Below are 24,001 nucleotides of genomic sequence, written 5' to 3' on the forward strand. Positions count from 1 at the left end.
GTCATGGGATTATTCGATTCGCTGAAGAAAGCATTCGGCGGCGGCCAGCAGGAAACCGCTGAAGAAGAAAAGTACGACGCTGGGCTGGAGAAAAGCCGCAGCACGTTCGGCGAAAAGCTGAACGCGCTGTTTGCCAATTTTCGCACGGTCGATGAGGACTTCTTCGATGACCTCGAGGAAATGCTGATCGGCGCCGATGTCGGCTTCGAAACCGCCGAAAAACTCACTGATGAACTGCGCGATGAGGTCAAGCTCAAGAACGCCAAGAGCAAAGATGAAGTCTCCCAAGTCATCGTGCAAAAACTCGTCGACATCTACGGCGAGGCAGGCGAAGGCGAAGATAACTCGCTGCACTACGCCGAATCCGGGCCGACCGTCTTCTTGTTTGTTGGCGTCAACGGTGCCGGCAAAACGACGACCATCGGCAAACTCGCCCACCAGCTGCAGCAGGATGGCAAAAAGGTTCTGCTGGCGGCCGGTGACACGTTCCGGGCTGGAGCAATCCAGCAGCTGCAGGAATGGGGCAAGCGCGACGAGGTGCCGGTCGTGGCGACAGAACCCGGCGGTGATCCCGCCGCGGTGGTGTTCGATGCGGTGAAGCGCGCCAAGGACCAAAACTTCGACGTGCTGCTGGTCGACACCGCCGGCCGCCTGCAGAACAAGGTTAACCTGATGAAGGAGCTCGACAAGATCAAGCGGGTGATCGTGCGTGAGCTGCCAGATGCGCCACAAGAGGTGCTGCTGGTGCTTGATGCCACCACCGGTCAGAACGCGCTGAGCCAGGCCAAGGAGTTCAACCAGACCACCAAGATCTCCGGCATTGTCCTGACCAAGCTCGATGGTTCTGGCAAGGGCGGCATCGTGCTGGCGATTCGCAACTCGCTCCACGTGCCAGTCAAGCTGGTTGGCCTGGGCGAAAAAATGGACGACTTGCAGGTGTTTGATCCAAACAAGTTCGTGTATGGGTTGTTCAAGGGCCTGATCAAGGAAGAAAATTAGCATAAAAAAACCGCTGTGAGTTTCACAGCGGTTTTGTGTTCAGCAGACTATGCGGTAGCCGCTTCCTTCTTCTCGCGGCCCAAGATGAGCTGCAGGACGATCAGGACGACATAGGCGATCAGGATGTAGCCGAGCCACGGCCCAATCTTAACGGAGCTGTCAAACCAGTACTTCTGCCAGGCGGTGTTGCTCATCACCCACAGGAAGATGGCACCGAGCAGCGCGCCGATCGCGTTGAGAATCGCGAAGAACCACAGATTCCCGTTTTCATGGTTGTGCAGATAAATGCCGGAAAAGACAATGTTCCAGAGGAACCAGCCGCAGAACGCGGCCACGATGCCCCAGTACAGAATGGTTGCAACCATAATTATTCCCTCCAATTCATTACCTCTCTAGTTTACCACGATGGAAGCGGAATTTTGACCTTTTGTTCCGAATCGCCAAGTGCGGCTGCCTGCATTGACGCGGCCGCGGCTGACCGGTATTCTGTTATAAGGAAGAAAAGGCGGGACAACTAATGGAAATTGAGAAGAATAACCGCATGAATTCGCTGTTTGAATTTTACGGGGCGCTGTTGACCGACAAGCAGCATTCGTACCTGGAGCTGTACTACGGCGACGATTACTCGCTGGGCGAGATTGCGACCGAGTTCGACGTGTCGCGCCAAGCCGTGTACGACAACATTCGCCGCACCGAGGCGAGCCTGGAGGAATACGAAAGCAAGCTTCACCTGCTGGCTAATTTTCAGGCGCAAAACGAGGCCGTTGGCGACTTGGTGCGCTATGTGAAAAGTAAGTATCCCGGCGATTCGAAACTGAATGAGTTATTGGCCCGTGTCGCTGACCAAGCTGCGCGGTAGGAGGCAAATTTATGGCATTTGAAGGATTATCAGAACGCCTGCAAAAGGCCCTTTCTGGCCTGCGGCGCAAAGGTAAGGTATTGGAGCAAGACGTGCGCGACACCATGCGCGAGATTCGTTTGGCGCTGCTTGAAGCCGACGTCAATTTTGGCGTCGTCAAGGACTTCGTTAAGAACGTCCGCGAAAAGGCCCTGGGCGCCGAAGTGCTCGACAGCCTGACGCCGGCTCAGCAGATCATCAAGATCGTCAACGACGAGCTGACTAAGACAATGGGCGAGGCGGCCGTGCCGCTGAACAAGTCCGCGCACATTCCGACGGTCATCATGATGGTCGGGCTGCAAGGGGCCGGGAAAACCACCACGGTCGGGAAGCTGTCCAAGTACCTGATGGATAACGAAAAGGCGCGGCCGCTGCTGATTGCGGCTGACGTCTACCGCCCGGCTGCGATCGACCAGTTGAAGGTCATCGGCGAGCAGCTCAGCGTGCCGGTCTTTGACATGGGCACGGACACCGATCCAGTTGAAATCGTTCGCCAAGGGCTCGCGCAGGCCGCGCTGCAAAAGAATGATTACGTGCTGATCGATACTGCCGGCCGCCTGCAGATCGACGAGCAGCTGATGACCGAACTGGCGAACATCAAGGATCTGGCGCATCCCGACGAGATCCTTTTGGTCGTGGATTCCATGACTGGGCAGGCCGCCACCGACGTTGCCAAGGGCTTTAACGAGCGCCTCGACATCACCGGAGTCGTGCTGACCAAACTCGATGGTGATACCCGCGGTGGGGCGGCGCTGTCGATCCGGGCCGTCACTGGCAAACCGATCAAGTTTGTCGGTCAAGGCGAAAAGATGGATGCGCTCGATGTCTTCTATCCGGCCCGGATGGCCAACCGGATCCTGGGCATGGGCGACATGATGACCCTGATCGACAAGGCGCAGAAGAACTACGACGAGAAGCAGGCGCAAGAAGTCGCCGAGAAGATCAAGGAAAACACGTTTGACTTCAACGACTTCATCGACCAGATGGACCAGGTCACCAATATGGGTTCCATGGATGAGATTATGAAAATGATCCCGGGGCTGGCGAATAACCCGGCCATGAAGAACTTCCATGTGGATCCTAAGGACATCGCGCACCAAAAGGCCATTGTGTACTCCATGACCCCGCAGGAACGCGAAGACCCTGACCTGCTGAACCCGTCGCGGCGCCGGCGCATTGCCGCCGGTTCCGGCGTGCCGATCGTCAAGGTCAACCAGATGATCAAGCAGTTCAACCAGGCCAAAAAGATGATGAATCAGATGTACAAAGGCAACTTCTCCGGCATGGAAGGCATGATGGGCAATGGCATTCAGGGCCGTCTAGGCAAGATGGCCATGAACAAGATGGTGCGCAAGCAAAAGAAAAACAAAAAAAAGCGCCTGAAGACCAAGCACTTCCACTCCTAATTAGACCAAAATCGCGCCATGGATTGATCTCCATGGCGCGATTTGATTTTACTGCATCAGGTAAAGGGCGAGCACGATCGCATTGGCCAGCCCGGCGATCAGGGGCCCGTATGTTTTGAACTTGCTGACGTGCTGGCCGATCATGGCGTCGAAGAGTTGCACGCAGGTCATCGCCACCGCAATGGCCGCCAGGTATTCGGGACTGCGGAAGATGAGCAGGCCCAGCGTGGCAATGGCTAAGGCGCCGCTTCGCGCCAGTGCGTAGCGCGCGTTGAGCCCGTCTGCGGCGTAACTCGCTTTGCTTTGCCGATAAGCGGCGATGGCAAAGCCGAGGCTCACTGCCGCACTAATGGCGGTGATGATGGCGCAGAGTTGATATAACATGGAAGGACTCCTATCCGGTGCGGTTTTGTCCCAGCTTAACATAGCCCCGGGATTTAGAACAGCCATTGGGAACTCCCCCTTAGTCGACTCAAGAATGACCCGGCAGTCTTTTCTCAAGGCCATTTTGAGGATGTAAAGAAAAAACTCTTTACACGTCAAGTATTCTTTGCTATGATTTTGAAGTTGAGAAATTTACAGGAGGTGTACTTAATGGCAGTAAAAATTCGTTTGAAGCGGATGGGTTCCAAGCTTAAGCCTTTCTATCGCGTTGTCATCGCGGACTCACGGTCCCCACGTGATGGTCGGTTTATCGAATCCGTTGGCTACTACAACCCACTCTCAGACCCAGTTGATTTGAAGCTGGACGACGACGAGATCTTGGCATGGTTGCAGAAGGGCGCTCAGCCTTCCGACACAGTGCGCACCTTGCTTGCTAAGCACGGCATCATGCAGAAGTATCACGAAGCTCGTTTCACCAAGAAGTAGGCGTTAATCAGTGGACATCACAGCGCTGATCAAAGCAATCGTGACGCCATTAGTCACACATCCAGACGCCATTGAGATTACGCGGCACGAAACTGCCGAGTACATGGCGTTCGATTTGAGCGTTGACCCGGACGATGTTGGTCGAGTCATCGGCAAAGGCGGCCGGGTCGCGCAGGCGATCCGCACCATTGTCTATGCGGTCAAATCCCCGTACGACAAGCGCGTGCGGCTGAACATTTTGGATGCCTCGCATTCAGAAGCGTAAAAAGATCGGCGGATGCCGGTCTTTTTTGATAAGGAGGAATTATGGCAGAGTTATACACGGTCGGTAAAATCGTTAACACGCATGGCATCAAGGGCGAGCTGAAGGTCATGCCCGTCACCGATTTTCCGGAGCAGCGCTTCGCCCCTGGCAGCCAGCTGGTCATTGAAGCCAAAACGCCGCTGACGGTCACGGTGGCCGGCGCGCGCAAGCAAAAGGCGATGTACCTGCTGAAGCTCAAGGAGTTCGACGACATCAATGACGTTGAGCGCTTTAAGGGGCTGGCCCTTGGCGTGGCCGATGCGGACGTGCAAGATCTTTCTGAAGGCGAATACTACTACCACGACATTATCGGGCTGACCGTGATCGACCAAACAGGCGCCACGCTCGGTCAGGTCAGCGAGATCCTCAGCCCTGGCGCGAATGACGTTTGGGTGATTCCGCGGCCGGGCAAGCCAGACGTCCTGCTGCCGTTTCTGAAGAGCGTGGTGCTGCGCATCGATCTGGATGCCAAAGTGGCTCACGTAGACGTGCCAGAGGGGTTGATCGACGATGCGGATTGATGTGCTAAGCATTTTTCCGGACATGTTTGCGCCGCTGACGCAAAGCATGATCGGCAAGGCCTTGGAAAAGGACCTGCTGCAGTTTAAGGTGACCGATTTTCGCCAGTACTCCCATGACAAGCACCACCATGTTGACGATACCCCGTACGGCGGCGGGGCGGGCATGCTGCTGAAGCCGGAGCCGATCTTTGAGGCGATGGATGACATCAACGCGGCTCACCCGGGCAACAAACGGGTCATCCTGCTCGATCCAGCAGGTAAAACGTTCAACCAAAGCGAGGCTAAAAAGCTCGCCAAGGAGGATCACCTGGTCTTCATCTGCGGCCACTACGAGGGTTACGACGAGCGCATCCGCAGTCTGGTGACCGACGAGTATAGCCTGGGTGACTTCATCCTGACCGGCGGCGAACTGCCGGCGATGGTGATGATCGATGCCATTGCACGGCTGCTGCCAGGGGTGCTGGGCAACGCGGAAAGCGCCCCGACCGACAGTTTTGAGAACAACCTCTTGGAGTACCCAGAATACACGCGTCCGCCAAGCTTCCGCGGCATGGACGTCCCGTTCGTCCTGCAAAACGGCGACCACGGCAAAATCGATGACTGGCGCCTGAAGGAATCCCTCCGCCGCACCTTGCAGCGCCGGCCAGACCTGCTGGAGCACGCTGACCTCGACAAAAAGGCGCAAAAGCTCTTGCGTGAGGTAAAGCGCGAGGAGCGAACCAAGTATACAGACGAGCCAGACTAAGTATTGTTCGGATAAGTTGAGTTTGAAACTGGCTGGAGTAGGCAAGGCTGAGGGGCGGAGAGAAAAATGGCTCAGCAGTGAAAAAATTGTTGGCGGTTTACCGCCTACAATTTGCCTCGACTGAGAGACTCGCTTGCGAGGCTCGAAGCGGGGCCACTGCTCTAGCTTCGCGTCGCCAGCCATTTTTCTCGGAGCCTCTCAGGCGCAGCCCACGGCCTTAACTCTAGGCTCGTCAACATTTTTTCTTTACACCGCTAGGCCACTATGCTAGAATTACAACTTGTGATAACTCACATAACAACGATGTTCCGCTGGGCGGGATGCTTAAGAATGTCGACAAAGGAGCAGTTCTGATGAACCCATTAATTGAAGAAATCACCAAGTCCCAGCTGCGCACCGATATCCCAGACTTTCGGCCTGGCGACACGGTTCGCGTTCACGCGAAGATCGTCGAAGGCGACCGCGAACGTGTTCAGCTGTTTGAAGGCGTTGTAATCAAGCGCCGCGGCGTTGGCGTTAGTGCAACGTACACCGTTCGTAAGATTTCGAACGGCGTCGGCGTTGAGCGGACGTTCCCACTTCACACCCCACGTGTGGAGAAGATCGACGTTGTCCGTCACGGCCAAGTCCGTCGGGCAAAGCTTTACTACCTGCGGGCACTCCGTGGGAAGGCTGCGCGGATCAAAGAGAAGCGCCGTTAATCCGAGAAGGCCGCAGTTGCGGCCTTTTTTGATGCCGCGGAGGAACTATGGAAAAAATCATCACTGTCATTTACTATCAACAAGCCACGACTTTTCGGCTGATCAAGGCCTTCTCCTCGCCATCGCGCGCGGCGGATTACCTGCACATGATCCAGCAGGCCCCGTTCCCCGGTGAGGAGCCGAGTGGCTATCAGCAGCAGATCCTGCATCTGAATTAAGAGGTGAGCAGCATGGCACAACAACCACAAGAACGCATTGACCGGATCAACGAGCTGGCCCACAAGGCGAAGGCTGAGGGGTTGACCGACGAGGAAAAAGCGGAGCGCAAACAGCTGCGTGAAGCCTACCTGCGTGATTTTCGCGCCGGGTTTGCCGACCAACTTGAGACGACCCAGTTTTTCGATAAGCAAGGGCATGAAATTACGCCCAAGAAGGTCCGCGAGCTGCAAAGAAAACGCGGGTTGCGTAAAGATTAGGCTTTCAATCAATCCAAGCGTTTTGTACAATGAGAGAGTTGAATCTCACATGAAGGGGGGAATTTGAGATGATGTTCGCAATTGGGCTGGTCGTTGGCCTTTTGGCCGGCGCCGTAGCCGGGTTCTTCGGGGCCCGCGCATATATGAAGAAATATTTCCAAGACAATCCTCCTGTCAATGAGGAAATGCTGCAGAGCATGATGATGTCGATGGGGCAAAAGCCATCCCAGAAGAAACTCAACCAGATGATGGCGCAGATGAAGCAGCAACAGAAGAAAGCCAACAAGAAGTAGGCTTTGGCGTCAGACTTGGAAACGGTCCGGTCAATTTTTGACTGGCCGTTTTTCTTTTGGCGCGCGGCCGCGATTTCTCACGGATTCACTTGCAAATTCTTATCATTTAATCATATAATTTTCAGACAGTGCGTTTTTGAGGAGGGCTGCTTGTAATGGGTATTTTTAAGAAATTGGGTTGGTATTTTAAAGAGGAATGGCGAAGGTATTTATTCGGGGTGGTCTTCCTTCTACTGGTTGCCTTGGTCAACTTGATCCCGCCGCGCGTGATCGGCAGCCTGATCGATTTGATGGATGGGCACCAATTGACGTCCGCGAAGCTGTTCTTCATGCTGGGGCTGCTGGTGTTTGCCGGCGTCGGCCAGTATGTGTTCCGCTACGGCTGGCGCACGGCGATTTGGGGCGGTGCAGCCAAGCTCGAAAAAACCTTGCGTTCTCGTTTGTTCTGGCACTTCATGAAAATGGATGCCACGTTCTACCAGCGCCACCGCACTGGGGACCTCATGGCCCACGCGACCAACGACTTGAACGCGATTCAAAACGTCGCCGGGGCCGGAATCTTGACCTTATTTGATTCGATCATTACCGGCTCGACCACCATCGTCGCCATGATCATGTTCGTCGACTGGCGCCTGACGCTGCTCGCAATTTTGCCGATGCCGCTTCTGGCCATCATGGCCCGCAAGCTCGGCATGCGCCTGCATCGCGAGTTCTCGCGGTCCCAGGCCGCCTTTTCGCGCCTGAACGACAAGACCCAGGAGTCGATTTCTGGGATCAAGGTCATCAAGACGTTTGGTCAGGATAAAGAAGATACCGAAGACTTCGACAAGATCGTTGACAAAACCATCAGCATCAACAAGCGGGTCAACTTCATCGATTCGTTGTTCGACCCCACCACCAGCTTGATCATGGGCATCACGTATATCATCACTATTATTTATGGTGGCAATTTGGTCATGAGCTCAGCCATCACCATTGGCCAGCTGGTTTCGTTTGTGTCTTATGTCTCTGCGCTGGTGTGGCCGATGTTTGCCATTGGCCGGCTGTTCAACGTGCTGGAGCGCGGGAACGCCTCCTATGACCGCGTGGCGAGTCTGCTGCGCGAAAAGAGTGCCATCATCGAGGCCCCGGACGCGATTTCGACGCCGGCGCACGGCGACCTGCGGTTCAAGGTCAACAAGTTTAGCTACCCGGATGACGATCACGCAACACTGGTCAACGTCCACTTTACTTTGCCGGAAGGGGAGACCCTCGGGATTGTCGGCCGCGTCGGCGCCGGCAAGAGCACGATTTTCAAGCTGCTGCTGCGCGAGTTTGACAACTACGACGGCGAGATCGACTTCGGCGGCCACAACATCAAGGAATACACGCTTGATGCGCTGCTGGATTCGATTGGCTACGTGCCGCAGGATAACTTCCTGTTCTCCACGACCGTTGCCGACAACATTCGCTTCTCCTCGTTTGATAAGCAGCAGGAAGAAGTGGAAGAAGCTGCCCGCGAAAGTGCCGTGCACAACGACATCCTCGACTTCACCGAAGGGTATGGCACCCTGGTTGGCGAGCGTGGGGTCAGCCTGTCAGGCGGGCAAAAGCAGCGTCTGGCGATTGCCCGGGCGGTCATTACGACGCCGGAGCTCTTGATCCTCGATGATTCACTGTCTGCGGTCGACGCGAAGACGGAAGCCGAGATCCTGCACAACCTGAAGCAGGAGCGGCAAAACAAGACGACCATCATTGCAGCCCAGCGGCTGAGCTCGGTCATGCACGCCAACCAGATTCTGGTTCTGGCAGACGGCCACGTGATTGAGCGCGGCACGCATGAGGAGCTGCTGAAGAACGACGGCTGGTACGCCGAGATGTGGGCCAAGCAGGAGCTGCAAGGCGAAATCGAAACCAAGATTGAAGGTGAGACCCTTGGCTAAATATCAAAGTGCATGGTCCAAGAGCATTCCGGTGCGCGAGCAGGTCCACATTTTTGGCCGCTTGATGAGCTACACCAAGAAGTACTGGAAGCAGTTCACCGGCGCGCTGGTCGGCGCGGCTTTGCTGGCGGGCATGAACATCGCCTTGCCGTATGTGCTGCAGGTCTTCATGGATAAGTACCTGACCAACAAGAGCGCCACGGTCCAGATCATCCTGATTTTTGCGGTCGTTTACGCGTTTGGGACGGTCATGAAAGGGCTGTTTCAGTTCCTGCAGAACTTCGCCTTTCAAATGGGCGCCGAGCGCGGCCTGGAGGACGTTCGCCGGGCGCTGTTCAAAAAGCTGCACACGCTGGGGATGCGGTACTTCGACCAGGTCCCGGCCGGGTCGATCGTCAGCCGCGTCACCAACGACACGATGACGCTGGCCGATTTTTGGAACGTCATTTTGTCTGTGATCGTCGGCATGTTCTCGGTGATTTCCAGCTTTATCGCGATGTGGACGCTCAGCCCCCGCATCGCGCTGTACGTGCTGGCCTTCATGCCGCTGCTGATTTTTGCCATTTGGTATTACAGTCAGTACAGCTCGAAGGTTTACCGCCACATGCGCGAGAAGCTGTCTGAGCTGAACACTAAACTGAACGAGTCGATCGAAGGCATCGGCATCATTCAGCAGTTCCGGCAGGAAAACCGGATCACCAAGGAATTTGAAACCACCAACAACGATTACTTGGAGACCCGCAACGCGATGATCAAGACCAATTCGCTGCTGCTGTCGCCGATCATCAACCTGCTGTACAGCTTGGGGCTGGTTGTTGTGCTGTGGGCGTTTGGCGCGATGTCAATGGACGTCGTGGTCAAAGCCGGGGTCGTTTACGCGTTCACGCAGTATGTCGCGAACTTCTTCAACCCGATGACGAACATGATGGATTCGCTGTCCTCGCTGCAGGACGGGATCGTAGCGGGCAGCCGGATTTTCCATATTTTGGATGAAACGGAGTACGCGCCGGCGCAGAATCCTGGCGCCAGCGCCACCATCACGCAGGGCAAAATCGAGTTTCGGCACGTGTCCTTTGCCTATGATGGCAAGCATGACATCCTGCACGACATCAGCTTCGTCGCCAATCCCGGCGAAACCGTCGCGCTGGTCGGGCACACCGGGTCCGGGAAGAGCTCGATCATTAACGTGATGATGCGCTTCTACGAGTTCGGCACTGGGGAGATCCTGATCGATGACAAGGACATCCGCGAGTATCCAATGACAGAGCTGAGGCAGAAGCTGGGTCTGGTCCTGCAGGATTCGTTCATGTTCTATGGGGACATCTCCTCAAACATTCGGCTGTTTAACGAAAACATCACCGATGAGCAGGTCGAGGCGGCGGCTAAGTTCGTGCAGGCCGACTCCTTTATCGAGAAGTTGGCGAACAAGTACCACGCCCGCGTGATTGAAGGCGGGGCGCAGTTCTCCAGTGGCGAACGCCAACTCTTGTCGTTTGCTCGGACCATTGTGACTGATCCAAAGATTCTGGTACTGGATGAAGCCACCGCGAATATCGATACGGAAACCGAAGCCCTGATTCAGGAGGGGCTGCGGCGGCTGCGCAAGGGCCGGACCTCAATTGCCATCGCGCACCGCTTGTCAACGATTCAAGACGCCAACTTGATCCTGGTGCTTGACGCCGGTCGCATCATTGAACGGGGCACACATGAGGAACTGCTGGCCAAGCACGGCCGGTACTACGATATGTATGAGCTGCAAAACGGTTCGAAGACGGAATAGAATAAGGGTGCTGCGATTAGTCGCGGCACCCTTTTGTTTTTGCCAAGTTGCACAGATACAAAATAAAAATGTCACACGCTAACACTGATAGTACAGTATTCCAGAAAAATTTGCTTTTCATTATGAAACAGATGTGATATTGTTTGAAACAGACATTTTGAAAGGAAGTCTTCGCCATGTCCAAACGTTTTGGGGCCGACCTTGTCGTCGAAAGCCTGATCAATCATCATGTTCCCTTTGTTTTCGGGATTCCCGGTGCGAAAATCGACCGCGTGTTTGAGCGGTTGGAACACCCAGTCGCACAGGACACCCCCAAGCTGATCGTGACGCGCCACGAACAAAACGCGGCCTTCATGGCAGCGGCAGTCGGCCGGATGACCGGCGACCCTGGCGTGGTGTTGACCACTTCCGGGCCCGGGGCGGCGAACCTGGCGACCGGCCTGGTCACCGCAACGGCCGAAGGTGATTCCGTATTGGCACTGTCCGGTCAGGTTCAGCGCAAGGATCTGCTGCGCTCCGCCCACCAAAGCATGCGCAACGCGGAGATGTTTGCGCCAATCACCAAGTACTCGGCGGAAGTCCAGGACGTCGACAACATTTCCGAACTGATGGCCAACGCCTGGCGCACGGCGGCATCCGGTAAGCAAGGGGCCAGTTTCATCTCGATTCCGCAGGACGTGACGGATGCGGAAACAGAGAAGTCGGCACTGGCCGTTAGTGAAAAACCGAAGCTTGGTCCGGCGTCGCTCAACGACATGGTCGATTTGGCGCGGCGCATCAAGGAAGCCGAGCTGCCGGTGCTGCTGCTGGGCATGCGCGCGTCTGCCCAAGACGTCACCGATTCGGTGCGCGATTTGCTGAAGACGGCGGCCATTCCGGTCGTCGAGACCTTCCAAGGCGCGGGCATTGTGTCACACGACCAGGAGGCCAACTTCTTCGGCCGCGTGGGTTTGTTCCGCAACCAACCGGGCGACCAGCTGCTTCAGCGCAGCGACTTAGTGGTCGCCATCGGGTATGACCCGGTCGAGTACGAGCCGCGTAACTGGAACGCCGATGGCAAGGCTTCAATCGTGGTTATCGACTCACAGGAAAGCGAACTTGATCAGCATTTTCAGCCGATCGAGGAACTAGTCGGCGACATTTCCCAGACCCTTGAGCTGCTGATCCCGCAGGTGCGCGGCTATCATGTCGCACCGGGCTCCCAGCGCTACTTGGAGGACCTTCAGGGGCAGCTGAAGGCCAGTGATGTGCCGCCGGTCGAAACCGGCAACCGCGTGCACCCGCTGAGCATTGTCGCCGCGCTGCAGGCTCGCGTCACGGATCACATGACAGTGACCGTCGATGTTGGCTCGCATTACATCTGGATGGCGCGGCACTTCCGCAGCTACGAACCGCGCCGCCTGCTTTTCTCAAATGGGATGCAGACGCTGGGGGTCGCGCTGCCATGGGCCATCGCTGCGACGCTGGTGCGGCCCGGCGAAAAGGCCGTCTCAGTGTCCGGTGACGGTGGTTTTCTCTTCTCGGCCATGGAGCTGGAAACAGCCGTGCGCCTGCACGCCAACCTGGTTCACGTGATCTGGAACGACGGGCATTACGACATGGTCAAGTTTCAGGAGGAAATGAAGTACGGCCAGGCGGCAGGTGTCGATTTTGGTCCCGTGGACTTTGTGAAGTACGCCGAAAGTTTCGGGGCTAAGGGGCTGCGCGTCGAGCGGCCGGATCAGCTCGGCGCTGTCCTGGATGAGGCATTTGCGACAGATGGCCCAGTGATCGTCGATATCCCTGTCGACTACGCGGACAACCCCAAGCTGGGTGAAGCCATGCTGGCCGATCAATTCTAAGGAGACGTCGTCATGAAAACAGATATTTTGTATCAGCACGGCACGCTTGGGGTGCTGGTGCCCGGATTATTAAACGGGACCCAGAAGCTCAGCGAACTCTTGAACCATGGTGACTTTGGCATCGGCACACTGACCGGCTTGAATGGGGAACTGATCATCTTAGCCGGGACTGTGTACCAGGTGCAGGCTTCGGGGCAAGTCGTCGTCATCACTGATGGGGAGGTCCCGTTCGCCAATGTCCATTTTGCGGCGTTCGGCGTCTCAAGCCCGGTGACGGCCGAAACCGCTCAAGCGGCCGAGGCGACCATGCTGAGTCAAATCGGCACGCGCAACCTGTTTGCCGCGGTATCGCTGCATGGGACTTTTGACCACATGACGACTCGCGCGGTCAAGGCCCAGCACCGCCCATTCCCAGGGCTGGCCGCCACTGCGGCAGATCAGGCCGTGTTCAGCCGCGACCAGGTGACCGGCACCTTGATGGGGTACTGGTCACCGCAGCTGTACGCGGGGATGGCCTCACCAGGGTTCCACCTGCATTTTCTCAGCGACGCCCATGACTTCGGCGGGCATGTGCTCGATTTTGCCGGTGCCGCCGGCGATCTGGCAACGCAGGTCTTCAGTGATGTGCAGCTGCACCTGCCAACTGCCGATCGGGAATTCCTGCAGGCCGATCTCGACGGGGATTTGCTTGCAGACATCACTAAAGCTGAACACTAATTGGTCAAAACCATCAACTCGTCAGTTGGTGGTTTTTGCTTTTGGCGCCGGGTTCAGGTATAAGGGAGTTAAACAAAGGAGGGCATGCCGATGATTCGAGTTGCGACTGTCGCTGATCTGCCAAAGGTGGTCAGCCTGTTTCATGATTATTACCAGACCAGCACGGTGCCCCATGAATTTGACGACGACCGGATGCTTGGGTTTCTCAAGGAGCGCCTGGCCAACCAGCAAGCCGGGCTGCTGGTGGCCGAACAAGGCGGTCAGGTGGTGGGCTTTGCGCTGCTGTACGTGACCCAGAATACGCGGGATTTGGCGCCACAAGTGATCATCAACGATGTGTTCGTGGCTGCGCAGTTTCGCAGGCACGGCATCGCGCGCCAGCTGATGACCGCTAGTTTTGTCTGGGGCCGTCAGCACGGCGCCAAACACGTGAGTTGGCAGACTCGCACCACGAATGCGGCCGCCCAGCCGCTGTATGATCAGCTGGGTCAGCGGGAAAGCGGCTGGATTCATTACGACCGCGATTTGACCGACTAAAAACGCCCGCCAACGAATTGGCGGACGCATGCGGCGCAGTGAAAGCTGCGCTATTTATTTGCCATGGCGGTAGCCGTAGCCGAAGTAGATCAGAAGACCAACGCCGAACCAGGCCAGGCTCATCAGCCAGGTTTCTTTTGATAGCTGGCTCATCAAAAGGAGGCAGAACAGAAACGAGACGATCGGGATGACCGGGTACCCGGGGACCTTGAACCCCGGGTTGTGGATCTGCTCGTGCTTGCGCAGCGGCAGGATGCCGAGGCTGACAATGGCAAAGGCAATCAGGGTCCCGATGTTAACCAAATTGACGAGCTGGGTCAGCGGCACCAAGCCGCCGAGCACTGCGATGATCAGGGTGACGGTGGTCAGGGCGTGGCGCGGCAGCTGCTGCTGGACCTCGCCGAACCACTTGGGCAGCAGGCCATCGCGGCCAATCGCGTACACCAGGCGCGAGCTTGAGTAGATCATGGTGACCATCATCGTGAACATGCCGGCCAGCGCGCCGATGGCAATGATCCCGGCCAGCTGCGGCTGATGAATGAAGTTCAGCGCAAAGGATACCGGGTCGGCCACGTTGAGGTGGGTGTACTTGACCATGCCAGTCAGCACAATGGCGACCAGCACGTACAGCACGGTGGCGATGATCAGCGTGCCAATGATGCCGCGCGGCAGCGTTTTTTGCGGCTTTTTCACCTCAGGGGCACTGGCGGAGACGGCATCAAAGCCCAGATAGGCGAAAAACACGAGCGAGGCGCCGGCCAAGATGCCCTTGACGCCAAACGGCATAAACGGGTGCCAGTTGACCGGCTTGATGTAAAAGGCCCCGACGATGACGAAAATGCCGATGATGAGAAGCTTAACCAGGACCATCGCGCGGTTGACGGCCATTGAGGTATTCATGCCGCGTGACAGCATGCCGCCGATCAGCAGAATGACCAGCACCGCAATGAGGTTAATGTAGGTGCCATGAGCCGGGTCAAAGGCGCCGCTGAGCGCCTGGGGCAGGTGCCAGCCAAAGCCGCTGATGAGGCTGGCAAAGTAGGCGGAGAAGCTGGTTGACACCGCGGCCACCGCCAGCATGTACTCGAGGATCAGCGCCCAGCCGATCACCCAGCCCACCAGCTGGCCGAACACAATGCTGCCGTATGCGTAGGCGGAGCCGGCCACGGGCAAAGCCGAGGCAAACTCGGCGTAGCACATCGCCGCCAGAGAGCAGACCACCGCGGCCAAAACAAAGGCCAGCGTGATGGCTGGCCCACTAGTCGTCGCGGCGACCGTGCCTGGTAAAATGAAGATCCCGGTGCCAATCACGGCCCCGATGCCCAAGGCGATCAGGTCTCGGGTGGTCAGCGTGCGCGCCAGCTGGTGGTCAGCATTCAGGGTACTTTCCACATCCGGCTTGTGCGTGATGCGCTGCCAAAAACTCGGTTTATTCATTTGACCTTGCCAGCCTCCTTTTCGGCTAAGTACTTCTTTTGATCCGGCACGTACTTGAAGGTCGGGTCGATGGCCTTGTCAATGGCGTCAAAGGATTGCTGCATCTGCTCGCCGACTTGCGCGGTCAATTCATCCGTCACGCGGCCACTAGGGACCGTGATGGGGTCCCCAAACCGCACCGTGATCCGCTTGCGCAGAAAAATGTGCGAGAACTTGACCGGGCCTTGGTAGACCGCCGGCACGATAGGCACTTTCGCCAACTTGGCGATCAGCACCGCGCCGCCCTTGAGCTGCTGCGAGTAGCGGGAGCCTGATGGGAAAATCATCACCGCGAGCTTGCCTTCTTTTAGTGTCCGCACCGGGACCTTGATGGTACTTGGCCCGGGATTAGCGCGGTTGACCGGAAAAGCGTTGGCATGGTTCATGATCCAGCGTAAAATAGGATTCTTGAAGAGTTCTTCTTTGGCCATGAACGAGAACTTGCGCGGGCTGCCGGCCAAGGCGAAGAAGATCGGGTCCCACCAGGTCCGGTGGGGGCCGACGAGCACGTATGGCCCATCTGGCAGCACCTGTTTATTTTCATAATGCGTGTTGCCGTTGATCAGCAGGACAAGGACCCGCACGACCCAGCGGATGAATGAATAAAACATGAAGTTCATTCCTTCCATAAAATGCCGCTTGCGGCTAGGATATTGTTCGATAAATTATACCACAAACACTTAAGGGCGTTAGCAGGAGGCGCAGGCATGAGTGAAGTCACATTGGAACCAGACGAACGGATCGACGTGCTGCAAGGCGTGGGCATTCGCATCATCCAAAGCCCATGCGTCTTTGCCTTTTCACTGGACGCGGTGCTGCTGGCGGGGTTTGCGCAGGTCAAACGCCGCAGCCGCGTGGTGGATTTGGCGGCCGGCAACGGCGCGGTGGGCCTGTTCGTTGCGCGCCGGACAACCAATCAGGTGACGCTGATCGAGCTGCAGCCTAGGCTCGCCGACATGGCGCAGCGCAGTGTGCAGCTCAACGACCTGAGAAACGTTGACGTGCACCAGCGCGACCTCAAAGACGCCGCGCAAATCGTGCCCAAAGATTCGGTCGACGTGGTGACCTGCAATCCCCCATACTTCAAGGTGACCGATCAGTCGCTGACCAACCCGAACGACCACCTGGCGCTGGCCCGCCACGAGCTGACCACCAACTTCCACACCGTCTGTGAAACTGCGGCGGGACTGCTGAAGTATCAGGGCAAGGCGTTTTTCGTGCACCGACCGGAGCGGCTTGAAGAATTGCTCTCAACCATGGCGGCCGCGGACCTTGCCCCTAAGCGCGTGCGGTTCATTCACCCCAAGGCGGACCGCGAGGCTAACATGGTACTGCTGGAAGGGATTCGTTCTGGCAAGCCGGCGGGGATGCGAATTTTGCCGCCGCTGGTGGTCTACGGGCCAGATGGGCAATATGGGGAAGAGGTGCAGCACTTACTTTATGGCTAAATACTTTTTCTACGTCCTGCTGTGCGCCGACGGGACGTTTTACGGCGGCTACTCGACGGATGTGACTGCGCGGGTGGCGACGCATAATGCAGGTAAGGGGGCCAAGTACACCAAAGCGCGCCGCCCTGTCCGCCTGCTTTATTCGGAGGGGTTTGCGGATGAACATGATGCGCTTTCGGCCGAGTGGCACTTTAAGCACCAGAGCCGCGCGGCCAAAGAAGCGTTTTTAAGCGCGCATGATGTTCATTGGGAGGAGTCTGACGATGGCCACGCTTAAAATTGTGCCAGTGACTCCGAAGAATGCGCCGCTTGCAATCGCGCTGACCGTCGATCCCAGCCAGCGCCAAATGATTGAAACCAATGCGCAGTCGCTTTCAGAAGTCCAGCAGGACCGGCGCTTTGACTGGCATCCATTTCTATTGGTCGCTGACGACACCCCAGTGGGGTTCGCAATGATTGGCGCCTACAATCGGGAAGAACGTTACATCTGGCTGGACCGGTTCATGATTGCCGCGCCGTATCAAAGGCAAGGGCTGGGCAGCCGCTTCTTGGAGCTGCTCAAAAGATTGATCAGCCGGCAGTGGGATGTGGTGGACATCGTGCTCAGCTATGATCAGGCCAATCTTGTCGCAGCTCGCTTGTATCAAGCACATGGGTTTGTGCCGGTAGAAATGAAAGACGGCAATGATCCGATGGCGGTTTACCATGTCGCACAACCATGAGCGCCGCGCACAAAGAGACTTTTGCCGAATTAAGTTGCACCGCGCCGGCTTTCTCTGTATAATATTTTAAGTGTGAAAAACACACAACCCACATCAGGGGAAGATCGTGGTGCCGGTGCTTCGGGAGAAGTGGCACAGCGAGTTGACGCCTCTGAGAGGAATAAAACCATATGGAGGACTACACATGTCTGTATTAAGCATGAAGCAACTGCTTGAAGCTGGTGTCCACTTCGGTCACCAGACCCGTCGCTGGAATCCAAAGATGAAGCCATTCATCTTCACGGAACGCAACGGGATTTACATTATCGACCTGCAGAAGACGGTCAAGATGATCGACGATGCCTACAACTTCGTCAAGGAAGAGGCCGCTGACAACGGTGTGTTCCTGTTCGTCGGCACCAAGAAGCAGGCACAGGATGCCATCCAAGAAGAGGCCACTCGCGCCGGCCAGTACTACGTCAACCACCGTTGGCTTGGCGGCACGCTGACCAACTGGAACACCATCCAGACGCGGATCAAGCGCCTCAAGGACATCAAGAAGATGGCCACCGATGGCACCTTCGACAAGCTGCCGAAGAAGGAAGTTTCCCTGCTCAAGAAGTCTCAGGCCAAGCTTGAGAAGTTCCTCGGCGGGATCGAAGACATGCCTCGCATCCCAGACGTGATCTTCATCGTTGACCCACGCAAGGAAAAGATCGCCGTTCAGGAAGCACAAAAGCTGAACATCCCGATCGTTGCGATGGTAGATACGAACTCTGATCCGGACGACATCGATGTCATCATTCCTTCTAACGATGACGCGATCCGGGCCGTTCGCCTGATCACCGCGACGATGGCAGATGCCATCATCGAAGGCAAGCAGGGCGAAGATCAGGCTGAAGACGCCGATGCTGACCAACAGCCAGCAGACGACGCCCCGAAGGCCGATTCGATCGAAGACATCGTGAACGCCGTTGAAGGCGACAACACGAAGCCTGACGCCGAATAATTAAATCGTCAGTTAGACTCAGCCGTCTGTGCTTTGCAGCAATTGCAGGCGCAGGCGGCTTTTTTAAAACAAATTTTAGGAGGAATTCAAGAAATGGCTATTACCGCAAAGCAAGTCAAGGAACTGCGTGACCGTACTCAGGTCGGCATGATGGATGCGAAAAAGGCGCTGGTTGCTGCCGATGGCGACATGGACAAGGCGATCGACGTCCTGCGCGAAAAGGGCTTGGCCAAGGCTGCGAAAAAGGCGGGCAACATCGCCGCCGAAGGTCTGACTGCCATTACCGTTGACGGCAACGCCGCAGCCATCATCGAAGTCAACTCAGAAACCGACTTTGTAGCGTCCAACGACAAGTTCCAGAACCTGGTGAACGGTGTTGCCAAGGCCATTGCTGCCGGCAAGCCGGCCGACATGGATGCCGCTCTTAAGCTGGACGTTGACGGCCAGACCGTTGACGAAGCAGCCAAGGCGCTGACCGCAGTCATCGGCGAAAAGATCGACCTGCGCCGCTTCACGGTGGTTGAAAAGAACGACGGCGACCACTTCGGTGCCTACCTGCACAACGGCGGCCAAGTCGCAGCGCTGGTCACCATCGAAGGCGGCGACGACGAAACGGCCCACGACATTGCGATGCACGTGGCGGCCATCAACCCGCAGTACCTGGATCGCACCCAGGTGCCGGCCGATGAGCTGAAGAAGCAAACCGACCTCTTCACCAAGGAAACCGTTGACGAAGGCAAGCCGGAAAAAATCGTGCCGCGGATCGTTGAAGGCCGCGTGAACAAGTGGCTGTCTGAGATCTCACTGGTCGACCAGGAATTCGTCAAGGACTCCGACAAGACCGTTGCCGAATACGCGAAGAGCAAGGGCGCAACCGTCAAGGGCTTTGTCCGCTACGAAGTCGGCGAAGGCATCGAAAAGAAGCAAGATAACTTCGTTGATGAAGTCATGGGTCAAATCAAGGACTAGTTTCTTTTATGGGTCACGCCTAGTGCGTGGCCTTTTTTCGACTGCAGGTCGTGCTCGTTAGGGCAAGGCCCGGCCTGGTATGGTAAACTAGTAACAGCAATTCAAGAAGGGACAACACTCATGATCAAATACAAACGCATTGTACTGAAAGTTTCCGGCGAGGCGCTTGGCGGCGAAACCGGTGCGGGAATACAGCCCCCGGTCATTAAGCTGATCGCCGAGCAGATCAAGCAGGTTCACGACATGGGCGTGCAGATCGCCATCGTTTGCGGCGGTGGCAACATCTGGCGCGGCGAGACTGGTGCGGCCATGGGCATGGAACGGGCGCAGGCAGACTACATGGGGATGCTGGCCACGGTGATGAACGGACTGGCCCTCCAAGACAGTTTGGAAAACCTTGGGGTGCCAACGCGCGTGCAGACCAGCATCGAGATGCGCCAAATTGCTGAGCCGTACATTCGGCGGAAGGCGGTTCGGCACCTGGAAAAAGGCCGCGTCGTCATTTTCGCCGGGGGCACCGGGAACCCATACTTCAGCACCGACACGACGGCGGCCCTGCGCGCTGCCGAAATCGGCGCTGACGCCATCCTGATGGCGAAAAACGGGGTCGACGGGGTCTACTCTGCGGATCCGAACAAGGATGCGAGCGCGAAGAAGTTTGATCACCTCAGTCACATGGACATCATTACCAAAGGGCTGAACGTGATGGATTCCACCGCCAGCACCTTGTCGATGGACAATGACATCCCGCTGGTCGTGTTTAATTTGAATGATCCAGACAACATCAAGAAGGTCGTTGAAGGTGCACACATTGGCACAACGATCCAAGGAAAGGACTAATCATGGCGAACCAAATTATTGATGACGCCAAGGCGTCAATGAAGAAGTCTGAAGAAGCACTGTCTCGCCAGCTCGGTACCATTCGGGCTGGGCGCGCCAATGCCAGTCTGCTCAACCGGATCGAGGTTGAGTACTACGGCACCAAGACGCCGCTCAACCAGATCGCCGCGATCACGGTGCCAGAAGCCCGGGTCTTGCTGGTGACGCCTTACGATAAATTTAGTTTGAAGGATATCGAGGCCGCGCTGAACGCGTCTGACCTGGGCATCAACCCGGCCAACGACGGGAATGCCATCCGGCTGGTCGTGCCGCAGCTCACCGGTGAGCGCCGTGCGGAGATTGCCAAGGAAGTTGGCAAGTTCCAGGAAGAAGCCAAGATCGCGATCCGCAACATTCGGCGCGACGCCTTGGACAAGCTGAAGAAGCAGGAAAAGGCCGGCGACATCACCGAAGATGACCTGCACCGCGGTGAAAAGGACGTGCAAAAGGTGACCGACGATTCCGCCAAGCGGATCGAAGCCATCGCAGCCGAAAAAGAAGAAGAAATCAAGGAAGGCTAATCACCGGCCTTTGCCCGCGGGTTTGCCGCGGGTTTTTCAATGTCGACTAAGCGCACCACTGCCGGTGCAGGTGGCGGGTTGCAACCTGGCCGGCTTTTTTGACCGCGGGATTTCTGCTACAATACGTGAGATGTGACTAGTTTCACGATGGAGGACTTTTTGTTGGCAAATCAACCACTTGATCCCACGCGGATTCCGGCGCACGTCGCCATCATCATGGATGGCAACGGGCGCTGGGCCAAGGCCAGACACCTGCCGCGCGTGGCGGGTCATAAGCAAGGCATGGAGGTCGTCAAAACGATCACCAAGGCGGCAAGTCGCCTCGGGGTCAAAGTGTTGACGCTTTATGCTTTTTCAACGGAGAACTGGAAGCGCCCAACCAGCGAGGTGTCCTACTTAATGCGCCTGCCGGTGGATTTCTTCGGCACGTTTATGCCGGAGCTGATCGCCGAAAACGTGCGCGTGCAGGTGATGGGCGAGCTGGATGCCCTGCCCGCAAAGACGCGTAAAGCGGCGAAAGACGCGATGGCTGACACGGCGCAAAATACCGGGATGATCCTGAACTTTGCGCTGAACTACGGCGCCCGCGACGAGCTGGTGCAAGCTGCTCGCACCATGGCTCAGGAAGCTAAAAGCGGTCAGCTTGACCCGGAGCAGATCGACGCACAGGTGGTTGCCGATCATCTGATGACGCGCCACCTGGGGGCCTTGGCCGATCCCGACCTGCTGATTCGCAGCAGTGGCGAAGAGCGGTTATCCAACTTTTTGCTGTGGCAGTTGGCCTATTCCGAGCTGGTGTTCACCGATACGTACTGGCCTGACTTCACTGGGGCTGTCCTCGAACGATGCATCGCGGAATACCAGGCACGTGACCGCCGCTTTGGCGGGTTGAAAAGTTAACGGAGGGTGTTATGAAACAACGAATCATTACCGCAGTCGTCGCGCTGATCATCTTTATTCCGATTCTCATCCTTGGCGGTTGGTGGATCGAACTAGCTGGGTGTGCGCTGGCGGTCATCGCACTGTCAGAAGTGTTCATCATGCGCAAGAAAATCATTGTCTCGTTTGATTTTCTCATTTCGGCGCTGGGCGTGTTGGCAGTGGCGGTGCCGGACAGCATGCTCAAGTGGCTGCCGGCGTACATCTCCCGCCTCGACATCATCTACCTGTTTGTGGTCCTGCTGCTGTTAAACACGGTAGCCAGCAAGAACAAAACCAGCTATGACGACGTCGCCGTGTCTGCCTTGTCGATTTTTTACATTGGGACAGGCTTTCACTACTTCATCATGCTGCGCAACGATCCGAACGGCGGGCTTGATACCTTGTTGTTCGCGATGCTGATCGTGTGGCTGACGGACTCCGGTGCGTATTTCTGCGGCCGGGCGTTCGGCAAGCACAAGCTCTGGCCGGCCATCAGCCCCAATAAAACCTGGGAAGGCAGCATCGGCGGCAACGTGACGGCGCTGATCTTCGCGGCGATTTACCTGAACTTTTTCCCGCAGGCGTACAGCTTCTGGCCGATGATGGGCATCGCGCTGGCACTGTCGATTATCGGCAGTCTTGGCGATTTGATTGAGTCGGCGCTGAAACGTTACTACGGCGTTAAGGACTCGGGCAAGATTCTGCCGGGTCACGGCGGTATTTTGGATCGGTTCGACAGCATGCTGCTCGTGATGCCGATGATTCACTTCTTTGGCATTCTTTAACCGCAGTCGCACAGTAAGGAGCGTCTGTGACAACAATTATTGAATTCTTGGTCGTCTTTGTGATTCTTGTGCTTGTGCACGAATTTGGACACTTCATTTTTGCCAAGTGGTCCGGCATTTTAGTGCGAGAATTTTCCATTGGCATGGGCCCCAAGCTGGTCGCTTGGCACAAGAATCACACGACGTACACGCTCCGCCTGCTGCCTTTGGGCGGTTATGTCCGCATGGCGGGCTGGCAGGACGAAGACGACGAGATCAAGCCAGGCACCATGCTCGCCATTGAGGTCAACGACCAAAACGTCGTTGAGCGGATCAACCTGTCGAGCAAAACCACGCTCCAAGGCGGCATCCCGGTCCAAGTCGACAAGGTAGATCTGCAGCATGACCTGACCGTTGTCGGTTACGAAAACGGCGATGAGTCCGAGCTGAAAACCTGGTCCGTCGATCACGACGCGACCATCATCGAGGAAGACGGCACCGAGGTCATTATCGCCCCGGATGACGTGCAGTTCCAAAATGCCAAGCTCTGGAAACGCATGCTGGTCAATTTTGCCGGGCCAATGAATAATTTTCTGCTGGCAATCGTGGTGTTCATCGGCGTGGCGCTGGTCAACGGCGTCGCGGTGACCAACACCAACCAAATCGGCAAAATCGAACCGAATTCACCGGCCGCGGCCGCAGGGCTGAAGGCTGATTCGCGCATCGTGTCGATCGGCGGCGATAAGATCGCGGCGTTTGACGATATTCAAGGTGCCGTGGCCCAGTACCGCGGGCGCACCACCACGCTGGTGGCGACTAAGGCGGGGAAGACGCAGAAGCTGATGATTCGGCCCACCAGCGACGGGACCATCGGGGTTTACGCCAAAACGACTAAGGCCCCCATGGCGGCGATCGAGTCCGGCTTCACCACGACCTGGGCTTATGTCACCGGGATTTTCCATGTTCTGGCGCAAATGGTCACGGGGCATTTCTCCCTGAACCAGCTTGCGGGCCCGGTCGGCATCTACACGATGACGGCCACCGCGGCCAAGGGCGGGCCGATGAGCCTGATCCTGTTTTTAGGCGGCCTGTCGGTCAACCTGGGGATCATGAACCTGATTCCGATCCCCGTGCTCGACGGCGGCAAACTTGTACTCAACCTGCTTGAAGCCATTCGGCGCAAGCCGCTCAAGCAGGAGCACGAAGGCGTGATCACATTGATCGGCGCCGGGCTGATGTTCGCGTTGATCATTGCGGTGACCATCAACGACATCATGCGCAGTTTTTAAACCCTTTGGAGGAA

At 56.7% G+C, this 24,001-nt stretch carries 30 protein-coding genes; 26 read left to right on the forward strand and 4 right to left on the reverse strand.

From position 1 onward, the window contains the following. The first annotated feature begins 3 nt into the window (after positions 1 to 3). Positions 4 to 999, forward strand: a complete 996-nt coding sequence (gene ftsY, locus JUE30_RS04070) for a signal recognition particle-docking protein FtsY (RefSeq protein ID WP_203623748.1) — start codon at positions 4 to 6, stop codon at positions 997 to 999. Between the two features lie 47 nt (positions 1,000 to 1,046). On the opposite strand, the gene JUE30_RS04075 is transcribed toward ftsY, so the two are convergent. Further along, positions 1,047 to 1,364 (reverse strand): hypothetical protein, encoded by a 318-nt coding sequence (locus JUE30_RS04075; RefSeq protein WP_203623749.1) that lies wholly within the window; start codon positions 1,362 to 1,364, stop codon positions 1,047 to 1,049. Between the two features lie 152 nt (positions 1,365 to 1,516). Between JUE30_RS04075 and JUE30_RS04080 the strand changes: the two genes are divergently transcribed. Beyond that, positions 1,517 to 1,858 (forward strand): putative DNA-binding protein, encoded by a 342-nt coding sequence (locus tag JUE30_RS04080; RefSeq protein WP_203623750.1) that lies wholly within the window; start codon positions 1,517 to 1,519, stop codon positions 1,856 to 1,858. Positions 1,859 to 1,869: 11 nt separating this feature from the next. After that, complete coding sequence (gene ffh, locus JUE30_RS04085) at positions 1,870 to 3,303, forward strand: signal recognition particle protein (RefSeq protein ID WP_203623751.1); 1,434 nt, start codon at positions 1,870 to 1,872, stop codon at positions 3,301 to 3,303. A 48-nt stretch (positions 3,304 to 3,351) separates the two neighbouring features. Here ffh and JUE30_RS04090 read toward each other — a convergent pair whose 3' ends face one another. Further along, positions 3,352 to 3,687: a hypothetical protein gene (locus JUE30_RS04090; RefSeq protein ID WP_203623752.1), complete on the reverse strand. Its 336-nt coding sequence runs from the start codon at positions 3,685 to 3,687 to the stop codon at positions 3,352 to 3,354. A gap of 210 nt (positions 3,688 to 3,897) precedes the next feature. On the opposite strand from JUE30_RS04090, the gene rpsP reads away from it, so the two are divergent. The 13 genes from rpsP to JUE30_RS04155 all read left to right on the forward strand — a co-directional run bounded on the left by rpsP (position 3,898) and on the right by JUE30_RS04155 (position 14,010). Beyond that, on the forward strand, positions 3,898 to 4,173 hold the full coding sequence (gene rpsP / locus JUE30_RS04095; RefSeq protein ID WP_125754782.1) for a 30S ribosomal protein S16: 276 nt from the start codon (positions 3,898 to 3,900) through the stop codon (positions 4,171 to 4,173). A 10-nt stretch (positions 4,174 to 4,183) separates the two neighbouring features. After that, on the forward strand, positions 4,184 to 4,438 hold the full coding sequence (locus tag JUE30_RS04100) for a KH domain-containing protein (RefSeq protein ID WP_125754781.1): 255 nt from the start codon (positions 4,184 to 4,186) through the stop codon (positions 4,436 to 4,438). A 41-nt stretch (positions 4,439 to 4,479) separates the two neighbouring features. Then, entirely contained in the window at positions 4,480 to 4,998 is a 519-nt protein-coding gene (rimM, locus tag JUE30_RS04105) for a ribosome maturation factor RimM (protein WP_203623753.1), read from the forward strand. Continuing rightward, positions 4,988 to 5,743 (forward strand): tRNA (guanosine(37)-N1)-methyltransferase TrmD, encoded by a 756-nt coding sequence (gene trmD / locus JUE30_RS04110; RefSeq protein ID WP_203623754.1) that lies wholly within the window; start codon positions 4,988 to 4,990, stop codon positions 5,741 to 5,743. Before rimM ends, trmD begins: the two co-directional genes overlap by 11 nt. A gap of 353 nt (positions 5,744 to 6,096) precedes the next feature. Then, positions 6,097 to 6,444, forward strand: coding sequence for a 50S ribosomal protein L19 (gene rplS / locus JUE30_RS04115; protein WP_125754778.1), 348 nt, complete (start codon positions 6,097 to 6,099; stop codon positions 6,442 to 6,444). Positions 6,445 to 6,491: 47 nt separating this feature from the next. Continuing rightward, the gene (locus JUE30_RS04120) at positions 6,492 to 6,662 is read left to right on the forward strand and encodes a hypothetical protein (protein ID WP_164506125.1); all 171 of its coding nucleotides are present in this window, start codon (positions 6,492 to 6,494) and stop codon (positions 6,660 to 6,662) included. Positions 6,663 to 6,674: 12 nt separating this feature from the next. Continuing rightward, positions 6,675 to 6,920 (forward strand): DUF896 domain-containing protein, encoded by a 246-nt coding sequence (locus tag JUE30_RS04125; RefSeq protein ID WP_203623755.1) that lies wholly within the window; start codon positions 6,675 to 6,677, stop codon positions 6,918 to 6,920. 68 nt (positions 6,921 to 6,988) lie between these two features. Beyond that, positions 6,989 to 7,213, forward strand: a complete 225-nt coding sequence (locus JUE30_RS04130) for a YneF family protein (protein ID WP_125754776.1) — start codon at positions 6,989 to 6,991, stop codon at positions 7,211 to 7,213. A gap of 155 nt (positions 7,214 to 7,368) precedes the next feature. Next, positions 7,369 to 9,135 carry an ABC transporter ATP-binding protein gene (locus tag JUE30_RS04135; RefSeq protein ID WP_203623756.1) on the forward strand — a complete coding sequence of 589 codons (1,767 nt, stop codon included), beginning with the start codon at positions 7,369 to 7,371 and terminating at the stop codon, positions 9,133 to 9,135. Beyond that, positions 9,128 to 10,915, forward strand: a complete 1,788-nt coding sequence (locus JUE30_RS04140; RefSeq protein WP_239061355.1) for an ABC transporter ATP-binding protein — start codon at positions 9,128 to 9,130, stop codon at positions 10,913 to 10,915. Before JUE30_RS04135 ends, JUE30_RS04140 begins: the two co-directional genes overlap by 8 nt. Before the next feature lie 176 nt (positions 10,916 to 11,091). Further along, the gene (gene alsS / locus JUE30_RS04145; RefSeq protein WP_203623757.1) at positions 11,092 to 12,756 is read left to right on the forward strand and encodes an acetolactate synthase AlsS; all 1,665 of its coding nucleotides are present in this window, start codon (positions 11,092 to 11,094) and stop codon (positions 12,754 to 12,756) included. 12 nt (positions 12,757 to 12,768) lie between these two features. Next, positions 12,769 to 13,473: an acetolactate decarboxylase gene (gene budA, locus JUE30_RS04150; RefSeq protein WP_203623758.1), complete on the forward strand. Its 705-nt coding sequence runs from the start codon at positions 12,769 to 12,771 to the stop codon at positions 13,471 to 13,473. Positions 13,474 to 13,563: 90 nt separating this feature from the next. Further along, positions 13,564 to 14,010: a GNAT family N-acetyltransferase gene (locus tag JUE30_RS04155; protein WP_203623759.1), complete on the forward strand. Its 447-nt coding sequence runs from the start codon at positions 13,564 to 13,566 to the stop codon at positions 14,008 to 14,010. A gap of 54 nt (positions 14,011 to 14,064) precedes the next feature. Here JUE30_RS04155 and JUE30_RS04160 read toward each other — a convergent pair whose 3' ends face one another. Next, positions 14,065 to 15,447, reverse strand: coding sequence for an APC family permease (locus JUE30_RS04160; protein ID WP_203623760.1), 1,383 nt, complete (start codon positions 15,445 to 15,447; stop codon positions 14,065 to 14,067). Next, positions 15,444 to 16,097 carry a 1-acyl-sn-glycerol-3-phosphate acyltransferase gene (locus JUE30_RS04165; RefSeq protein ID WP_203623761.1) on the reverse strand — a complete coding sequence of 218 codons (654 nt, stop codon included), beginning with the start codon at positions 16,095 to 16,097 and terminating at the stop codon, positions 15,444 to 15,446. Before JUE30_RS04165 ends, JUE30_RS04160 begins: the two co-directional genes overlap by 4 nt. 96 nt (positions 16,098 to 16,193) lie before the next feature. Here JUE30_RS04165 and JUE30_RS04170 point away from each other — a divergent pair, with 96 nt between their 5' ends. The 10 genes from JUE30_RS04170 to rseP all read left to right on the forward strand — a co-directional run bounded on the left by JUE30_RS04170 (position 16,194) and on the right by rseP (position 23,987). After that, positions 16,194 to 16,934 carry a tRNA1(Val) (adenine(37)-N6)-methyltransferase gene (locus tag JUE30_RS04170; protein WP_203623762.1) on the forward strand — a complete coding sequence of 247 codons (741 nt, stop codon included), beginning with the start codon at positions 16,194 to 16,196 and terminating at the stop codon, positions 16,932 to 16,934. Beyond that, the gene (locus JUE30_RS04175; protein WP_125754768.1) at positions 16,927 to 17,211 is read left to right on the forward strand and encodes a GIY-YIG nuclease family protein; all 285 of its coding nucleotides are present in this window, start codon (positions 16,927 to 16,929) and stop codon (positions 17,209 to 17,211) included. Before JUE30_RS04170 ends, JUE30_RS04175 begins: the two co-directional genes overlap by 8 nt. Next, complete coding sequence (locus JUE30_RS04180; protein WP_164506124.1) at positions 17,198 to 17,656, forward strand: GNAT family N-acetyltransferase; 459 nt, start codon at positions 17,198 to 17,200, stop codon at positions 17,654 to 17,656. The genes JUE30_RS04175 and JUE30_RS04180 overlap by 14 nt, the downstream gene beginning before the upstream one ends. 184 nt (positions 17,657 to 17,840) lie before the next feature. Further along, positions 17,841 to 18,644, forward strand: coding sequence for a 30S ribosomal protein S2 (gene rpsB / locus JUE30_RS04185; protein ID WP_125754766.1), 804 nt, complete (start codon positions 17,841 to 17,843; stop codon positions 18,642 to 18,644). A 93-nt stretch (positions 18,645 to 18,737) separates the two neighbouring features. Then, on the forward strand, positions 18,738 to 19,613 hold the full coding sequence (gene tsf / locus JUE30_RS04190; protein WP_203623763.1) for a translation elongation factor Ts: 876 nt from the start codon (positions 18,738 to 18,740) through the stop codon (positions 19,611 to 19,613). A gap of 120 nt (positions 19,614 to 19,733) precedes the next feature. Then, positions 19,734 to 20,453: a UMP kinase gene (gene pyrH / locus JUE30_RS04195; RefSeq protein WP_125754764.1), complete on the forward strand. Its 720-nt coding sequence runs from the start codon at positions 19,734 to 19,736 to the stop codon at positions 20,451 to 20,453. A 2-nt stretch (positions 20,454 to 20,455) separates the two neighbouring features. Beyond that, positions 20,456 to 21,013: a ribosome recycling factor gene (gene frr / locus JUE30_RS04200; protein ID WP_203623764.1), complete on the forward strand. Its 558-nt coding sequence runs from the start codon at positions 20,456 to 20,458 to the stop codon at positions 21,011 to 21,013. 162 nt (positions 21,014 to 21,175) lie between these two features. Next, positions 21,176 to 21,913 (forward strand): isoprenyl transferase, encoded by a 738-nt coding sequence (locus tag JUE30_RS04205; protein ID WP_239061356.1) that lies wholly within the window; start codon positions 21,176 to 21,178, stop codon positions 21,911 to 21,913. An 11-nt stretch (positions 21,914 to 21,924) separates the two neighbouring features. Continuing rightward, on the forward strand, positions 21,925 to 22,719 hold the full coding sequence (locus tag JUE30_RS04210) for a phosphatidate cytidylyltransferase (RefSeq protein WP_203623766.1): 795 nt from the start codon (positions 21,925 to 21,927) through the stop codon (positions 22,717 to 22,719). A gap of 26 nt (positions 22,720 to 22,745) precedes the next feature. Further along, on the forward strand, positions 22,746 to 23,987 hold the full coding sequence (gene rseP, locus JUE30_RS04215) for an RIP metalloprotease RseP (RefSeq protein WP_203623767.1): 1,242 nt from the start codon (positions 22,746 to 22,748) through the stop codon (positions 23,985 to 23,987). Positions 23,988 to 24,001: the final 14 nt, after the last annotated feature.

This window comes from Lacticaseibacillus sp. 866-1, from assembly GCF_016861825.1.
Lineage (GTDB): Bacteria > Bacillota > Bacilli > Lactobacillales > Lactobacillaceae > Lacticaseibacillus.

Excerpts from the sequence above, each read along its gene's own strand:
- ftsY (WP_203623748.1), top strand. The coding sequence starts at position 4 with ATGGGATTATTCGATTCGCTGAAGAAAGCATTCGGCGGCGGCCAGCAG.
- JUE30_RS04075 (WP_203623749.1), bottom strand. The coding sequence starts at position 1,364 with ATGGTTGCAACCATTCTGTACTGGGGCATCGTGGCCGCGTTCTGCGGC.
- JUE30_RS04080 (WP_203623750.1), top strand. The coding sequence starts at position 1,517 with ATGGAAATTGAGAAGAATAACCGCATGAATTCGCTGTTTGAATTTTAC.
- ffh (WP_203623751.1), top strand. The coding sequence starts at position 1,870 with ATGGCATTTGAAGGATTATCAGAACGCCTGCAAAAGGCCCTTTCTGGC.
- JUE30_RS04090 (WP_203623752.1), bottom strand. The coding sequence starts at position 3,687 with ATGTTATATCAACTCTGCGCCATCATCACCGCCATTAGTGCGGCAGTG.
- rpsP (WP_125754782.1), top strand. The coding sequence starts at position 3,898 with ATGGCAGTAAAAATTCGTTTGAAGCGGATGGGTTCCAAGCTTAAGCCT.
- rimM (WP_203623753.1), top strand. The coding sequence starts at position 4,480 with ATGGCAGAGTTATACACGGTCGGTAAAATCGTTAACACGCATGGCATC.
- trmD (WP_203623754.1), top strand. The coding sequence starts at position 4,988 with ATGCGGATTGATGTGCTAAGCATTTTTCCGGACATGTTTGCGCCGCTG.
- rplS (WP_125754778.1), top strand. The coding sequence starts at position 6,097 with ATGAACCCATTAATTGAAGAAATCACCAAGTCCCAGCTGCGCACCGAT.
- JUE30_RS04120 (WP_164506125.1), top strand. The coding sequence starts at position 6,492 with ATGGAAAAAATCATCACTGTCATTTACTATCAACAAGCCACGACTTTT.
- JUE30_RS04125 (WP_203623755.1), top strand. The coding sequence starts at position 6,675 with ATGGCACAACAACCACAAGAACGCATTGACCGGATCAACGAGCTGGCC.
- JUE30_RS04130 (WP_125754776.1), top strand. The coding sequence starts at position 6,989 with ATGATGTTCGCAATTGGGCTGGTCGTTGGCCTTTTGGCCGGCGCCGTA.
- JUE30_RS04135 (WP_203623756.1), top strand. The coding sequence starts at position 7,369 with ATGGGTATTTTTAAGAAATTGGGTTGGTATTTTAAAGAGGAATGGCGA.
- alsS (WP_203623757.1), top strand. The coding sequence starts at position 11,092 with ATGTCCAAACGTTTTGGGGCCGACCTTGTCGTCGAAAGCCTGATCAAT.
- budA (WP_203623758.1), top strand. The coding sequence starts at position 12,769 with ATGAAAACAGATATTTTGTATCAGCACGGCACGCTTGGGGTGCTGGTG.
- JUE30_RS04155 (WP_203623759.1), top strand. The coding sequence starts at position 13,564 with ATGATTCGAGTTGCGACTGTCGCTGATCTGCCAAAGGTGGTCAGCCTG.
- JUE30_RS04160 (WP_203623760.1), bottom strand. The coding sequence starts at position 15,447 with ATGAATAAACCGAGTTTTTGGCAGCGCATCACGCACAAGCCGGATGTG.
- JUE30_RS04165 (WP_203623761.1), bottom strand. The coding sequence starts at position 16,097 with ATGTTTTATTCATTCATCCGCTGGGTCGTGCGGGTCCTTGTCCTGCTG.
- JUE30_RS04170 (WP_203623762.1), top strand. The coding sequence starts at position 16,194 with ATGAGTGAAGTCACATTGGAACCAGACGAACGGATCGACGTGCTGCAA.
- JUE30_RS04175 (WP_125754768.1), top strand. The coding sequence starts at position 16,927 with ATGGCTAAATACTTTTTCTACGTCCTGCTGTGCGCCGACGGGACGTTT.
- JUE30_RS04180 (WP_164506124.1), top strand. The coding sequence starts at position 17,198 with ATGGCCACGCTTAAAATTGTGCCAGTGACTCCGAAGAATGCGCCGCTT.
- rpsB (WP_125754766.1), top strand. The coding sequence starts at position 17,841 with ATGTCTGTATTAAGCATGAAGCAACTGCTTGAAGCTGGTGTCCACTTC.
- tsf (WP_203623763.1), top strand. The coding sequence starts at position 18,738 with ATGGCTATTACCGCAAAGCAAGTCAAGGAACTGCGTGACCGTACTCAG.
- pyrH (WP_125754764.1), top strand. The coding sequence starts at position 19,734 with ATGATCAAATACAAACGCATTGTACTGAAAGTTTCCGGCGAGGCGCTT.
- frr (WP_203623764.1), top strand. The coding sequence starts at position 20,456 with ATGGCGAACCAAATTATTGATGACGCCAAGGCGTCAATGAAGAAGTCT.
- JUE30_RS04210 (WP_203623766.1), top strand. The coding sequence starts at position 21,925 with ATGAAACAACGAATCATTACCGCAGTCGTCGCGCTGATCATCTTTATT.